4 protein-coding genes are annotated in these 2,458 nt (G+C 48.5%); 3 read left to right on the top strand and 1 reads right to left on the bottom strand.

Features of this window, described 5'->3' with window-relative positions; translation table 11 throughout:
- Positions 1 to 645 precede the first annotated feature (645 nt).
- Genes DXK32_RS32520 through DXK32_RS32515 form a run of 3 tightly spaced genes read left to right on the top strand, consistent with a single transcriptional unit; the run spans position 646 to position 1,730 of the window.
- The gene (locus DXK32_RS32520) at positions 646 to 1,053 is read left to right on the top strand and encodes a hypothetical protein (RefSeq protein ID WP_162801451.1); all 408 of its coding nucleotides are present in this window, start codon (positions 646 to 648) and stop codon (positions 1,051 to 1,053) included.
- Positions 1,050 to 1,472, top strand: a complete 423-nt coding sequence (locus tag DXK32_RS31820) for a colicin E3/pyocin S6 family cytotoxin (protein ID WP_114862146.1) — start codon at positions 1,050 to 1,052, stop codon at positions 1,470 to 1,472. The genes DXK32_RS32520 and DXK32_RS31820 overlap by 4 nt, the downstream gene beginning before the upstream one ends.
- 18 nt (positions 1,473 to 1,490) lie before the next feature.
- Positions 1,491 to 1,730, top strand: a complete 240-nt coding sequence (locus DXK32_RS32515) for a DUF7683 domain-containing protein (protein WP_432612375.1) — start codon at positions 1,491 to 1,493, stop codon at positions 1,728 to 1,730.
- A gap of 372 nt (positions 1,731 to 2,102) precedes the next feature.
- Here the strand turns inward: DXK32_RS32515 and DXK32_RS31815 are convergent, their stop codons facing one another.
- On the bottom strand, positions 2,103 to 2,306 hold the full coding sequence (locus DXK32_RS31815) for a hypothetical protein (RefSeq protein WP_114862145.1): 204 nt from the start codon (positions 2,304 to 2,306) through the stop codon (positions 2,103 to 2,105).
- Between the last annotated feature and the right edge of the window lie 152 nt (positions 2,307 to 2,458).

Raw genomic sequence — 2,458 nt, 5'->3', positions numbered from 1 at the left:
GCGGATGCCGGCATTTTGAGGAAGGTTGTCGGTCACCGTTCGGAACGCCTGATCGGGGTCATGCCATAGGACGGGCGGAATTATACGCTAAGGCCGCGATGGGCTGTCCCAATTGAACCCTGCTGGTTGGACAGCCCTGAACCCTTTGACCTGCCTTGGGTTTGCGCCGTCCCAAATAGCCTCTCGTCCAACTGGGACAATGGCGCTCGGCAGGCCATTTCGGGCAACATCCGGCTTCATTGAACCCGGAAAAGTGTCTTTTCGCTGCCGAGTTCTCGCTTTGTCTGCTTAGCGTAGTTTTTCGCCCGTTCTATGGCGTCACCCCTGGGAGCCTCTAGGAAGCCCGTAGAGCGGCTTTCAGTGTCTCGGCTACCCTACTAGCTGGCACAGGCTCGCAGGCGGTTCCTGGGGCTTCTTACGGGCCGGCTTTTAGCCAGCCCACACCCTTCCAGGAGCTATAAGCGTCCTGGGATATTGGCGGCGTTGCAGAAAGCCGCGAAGATAAATATGAATAGAATAAGCTTAGCTGTCTAATTGATTGCCACAAATAAAATTGCACGAAACGCTTTACTTTCTTTTGTTTCCGCGTATAATTAATATGCGTTGCTCTATGCGTGGGATATCCATAAGCACCGCAAGAAATAGGTGTCTTTGAGTATATCTTATAGCCCCACTCTAGAAATTAATGCAAGGTTAAGCATGTTAGTTATATCACAGCGTCAATTGTCCCAGCTTGATAAAGCTGCATTAGACGAATTTCACCTTAGGCTGATTTGCTTTATAAAAGAGGCTTTTCAAGAAAAGCTCGGCAGCGTTTCCGATAGCAGTTTGGAAAATTACATAAAGATTAGCCACGATAAATCTATTGCTCACGGAATAAGTAGTGAGAAAGGTGTGGCTATGTGGATATATTTAGATGTCGCGACTAATGGAAAATTCATAGAACTTGAAGAAGTGCGAGGCGCGTTCTCAGATATAAAAAAATCAGAACAGCATTTAGCTGATATATTTAATAGATTGGCATTGATGGAAATCAGAAAGACGGCTAAATGATAGTAGCTGCCCCATTGGCTATACCAGCTGCGGAAGCAGTTTGGGCTGCCGTAACTGCGGTTGGAACCGCTATAGCTTTTGTGGCAACGAAAGCTATAATAGACGAATCATTTATTGAAACGCCTCCTAGCTGCATTCAGGGATGCCCTAATTTAGGGGCGCCGCTTCAATATCATGCTCCACCTAAAAATTTACCTGCTTTTCCTGACGCAGAAGTAGTGAATCCCAAAACACCTGTAAAAGGTGGTGGAAAGCTCCGCAAAAGATGGAAAGACAGTAATGGTGACATTTATGAATGGGACTATCAGCATGGAACGGTTGAGCGTTACAATAAAGAAGGAAAACACAAAGGAGAGTTTAATCCAAAAACGGGTGAGCAGACAAAACCAGCCAATCCGGGGCGCAAGGTTGAAAAATAGTAAAAGAAAGAAAATAACATGAAAATACATCGAATTATTAGATCTTATGACAGAGTGACAGAGAAACTTATAGGAGAGGCAGAGTTGGTCGATATGCCGCTTGATTTGTTGCGAAAAATTTTCCACGTAGAAGGCGACGATCCAATGTATGAATGCTATCCTGTTGGACAAAAAGAACTATCGGAGATGCAGCCTTATATTCGTGGTGCCCTGCCTATGGGTGGAAACTTAATACTTGACTGCGATGCTGTAGAATAAATTCCAGTTAAAATGGAACGGGATCTTTTTGTATGGCGTGAAAAAGGACTGTGCTAGCCAAGTCTCGTCCTGTCAGGAGCTACAAGCGTCCTGGTATATTGGCGGCATCGTAGAAAACCGCGAAAATGGCTAAAACTGGCTTGCGGCGATAGCCTACCCAATACCGCCCGGATTTTATCCAGAAACGGCCAGGACGGGCTAAAAATGGGTAGGGGCGGGGGGCTGGAACACCGGCAGCGGGGGTGTTCTCAATCTGAGCGGAAGCCTCGCGTAGAGCGGTGAGCAAATTGCTCATCGCTTCTGGCCGTTCGCGCTCCATGAAGTGGGTGAGTAGGTCGTCAACCTGCCGAGCCGCCCGGCGAGTGTAGGGAATCACCGGCCAAACTGAATCCTGCGAGGTTCTTCCTGCCGCTTCTTAGCTGCCAGCCGCTCCATAGCGGCCTCGATGTTCGCCAGGACGGCGCTTCCGGGCACAAGGTCGCCCGTCTCTATCTCGGCCTCGCTGGCGTCGATATCGGCGATAAGGTCAGCCATGGGGCGGTTGGTCGGGTCGCTCATGGCCGTAATGTAGCTCATGAGGGTGAGTGTTTCCAGCACTGAAGCTAAAAACTAAAAGTCAAACAAAAATTTGACTTTTGAGGAAATTAGGTAAAATAAAAACAGAAAGGGGGTAGGGGGCCGAGTAGCAGCGGAACAGAAAACCTAGGTAAGGCCGCGGCGGATGCGGG

It is taken from the genome of Azospirillum brasilense (assembly GCF_003349955.1).
Classification (GTDB): domain Bacteria; phylum Pseudomonadota; class Alphaproteobacteria; order Azospirillales; family Azospirillaceae; genus Azospirillum; species Azospirillum brasilense_B.
Note: the sequence above shows the minus strand (reverse complement) of the source record. Positions and strands in the feature narration are given on the sequence as shown.

Excerpts from the sequence above, each read along its gene's own strand:
- DXK32_RS31820 (WP_114862146.1), top strand. The coding sequence starts at position 1,050 with ATGATAGTAGCTGCCCCATTGGCTATACCAGCTGCGGAAGCAGTTTGG.
- DXK32_RS32515 (WP_432612375.1), top strand. The coding sequence starts at position 1,491 with ATGAAAATACATCGAATTATTAGATCTTATGACAGAGTGACAGAGAAA.
- DXK32_RS31815 (WP_114862145.1), bottom strand. The coding sequence starts at position 2,306 with ATGAGCTACATTACGGCCATGAGCGACCCGACCAACCGCCCCATGGCT.